This window comes from Nostoc cycadae WK-1, from assembly GCF_002897135.1.
GTDB lineage: Bacteria > Cyanobacteriota > Cyanobacteriia > Cyanobacteriales > Nostocaceae > Nostoc_B.
This window is the reverse complement of sequence record NZ_DF978473.1, coordinates 1-1,898: the sequence shown is the minus strand read 5'-3', so window position 1 is coordinate 1,898 and position 1,898 is coordinate 1. Positions and strand designations below refer to the sequence as shown.

2 protein-coding genes are annotated in these 1,898 nt (G+C 46.3%); both read left to right on the top strand.

Going from position 1 to position 1,898, the window contains the following annotated elements:
- Nucleotides 1–70 precede the first annotated feature (70 nt).
- Nucleotides 71–547 (top strand): hypothetical protein, encoded by a 477-nt coding sequence (locus tag NCWK1_RS28900; protein WP_103127050.1) that lies wholly within the window; start codon nucleotides 71–73, stop codon nucleotides 545–547.
- A 953-nt stretch (nucleotides 548–1,500) separates the two neighbouring features.
- Nucleotides 1,501–1,898 (top strand): HEAT repeat domain-containing protein (locus NCWK1_RS30335; RefSeq protein ID WP_245895023.1); only part of this gene is annotated, 398 nt, incomplete at its 3' end.

Here is a 1,898-nt window from a genome sequence, read left to right as displayed (position 1 = left end):
TTATCATTTTTTTAGTGAAATGGTATTACCAGTGGGAATCATAACAAAAATTCACCAAGGTAAAGTGCCAATGGCCTACCAAAATATTACAGCCTCCCTTTCCCCAGAAGATATCCAAGAAATTAAAGCCGCCTTTGCAACCATTCAAGCAAAGTTGCCTTTTCTCGTCACCCTGAGTGTTGAAGAACGACGCAAGTTATTTAAAATGGGCGATAAAAGCCTCGCTTTCGTCAACAATAGCCTGACTGCTGCCCAATCGAACCGCGACATTTTACCAGCCAGCTTTGATGTTGAGGAATTTGTGCGCGATTATCAATTAGCCAGCAGCCTCACCGAACTGTTAATTGGATTGCGACAACTGACAGAACAAGTAGATGATACTTTATTGGCAGTTGGCAGCGAAGCAATGGGTAGCAGTTTAACGGTTTATGATTACGTCAAGACTGCGGCTAAGAAAACTCCAGGGTTAAAAACTCTGGCTGAACAGTTGGGGGAACGGTTTAAAGCGATGAAAAATAAACCAGCCAAAGCTGCATCTAATTCATAAGTTGTAATTTAACGTACAAGATGAGAACCCCGACTTCTTTGAGAAGTCGGGGTTCTGGTTTTAGTGGCATATTTAGGTAAGCGAGTGTTTGATACTCGTGGACGAGTGTTTGATACTCGTGAATGAGTCTTTAATACTGGCGCGAGAGTGTTTGATACTGGCGCGAGAGTGTTTGATACTCATGGGCGAGTGTTTGATACTCGTGGACGAGTGTTTGATACTCGTGAATGAGTGTTTAATACTGGCGCGAGAGTGTTTGATACTCGTGAATGAGTCTTTAATACTCGTGAGCGAGTGTTTGATACTCGTGGGCGAGTATTAGAATTTCGTAAATGAACTTGAGTTTGATGAACCTCTCCCCAACCCCTCTCCGACGCGGAGAGGGGCAGAAATATTCCTCGTTTTATGCAAAAAATAAGAGTTTCAAAGCCTCTCTCCTTGCAGGGGAGAGGTTTGGAGAGGGGTTTTTATATCCGGCAAACTCACATCAAACTAAATCCGATTTTTTCACTACAAATCAGGAATAACAAATTGCCAGTTTGATAATATACCCATAACCCCGTGTAATCTGCCAGCTTGCCCCAAATATGCTGCTAACTCACCGCCGCACCCGCAAAGCTTCACCTTTTATTCTGTATTGTTTAGCCTTCATCCTTTCCTTTTTTCTCACCTTTACTTGGGTGAGTGCTAAATAACAGCCCAAACCCAAGCCGGAAGCATGGCAGATTAACGGTATAGTAGCCGCCCTTGATGATGGACATGATGCAGTTAAGGGATATGCACTCAGTAAATTAGTTGAATATGACCTGCAAAACTTAAACTCTGTCGGGCAGAAGCCGGAGGATATTGCTAAGAAGGCTGCCCAAATCCTCAAAGATGAAAATGTGAACTCCGGTATTCGTGGCAGAGCGGCATCCGCATTAGGGAATCTGAGGCAGGCGGCGGCAAACTATGTGCCTGACATCGCCCAAATCCTCAAGGATGAAAAGGTGGACTCCGGTGTTCGTGGCAGAGCGGCAGAGGCATTAGGGAACCTGAGGCAGGCGGCGGCTCCTTATGTACCTAACATCGCCCAAATCCTCAAAGATGAAAAGATGGACACCGGTGTTCGTGGCAAAGCGGCAGAGGCATTAGGGAATGCGGGGCAAGCGGCGGCAAACTATGTGCCTGACATCGCCCAAATCCTCAAAGATGAAAAGATCGGAAGCGGGTTGCGTGGGAGGACGGCGTCGATATTAGTGATCGCTGTGTCGGCGTCGGGAGAATCTGCACCTGTCATCCCCCCATCCACCATCCATGATAAAACTGTCCCCGCGGCTTTCACCACTGTCCCTTGTGACTGTAGATACCT

What these genes read in the sequence shown, in the direction of transcription:
- NCWK1_RS28900 (WP_103127050.1), top strand. Translation starts at nt 71, where the DNA reads ATGGCCTACCAAAATATTACAGCCTCCCTTTCCCCAGAAGATATCCAA.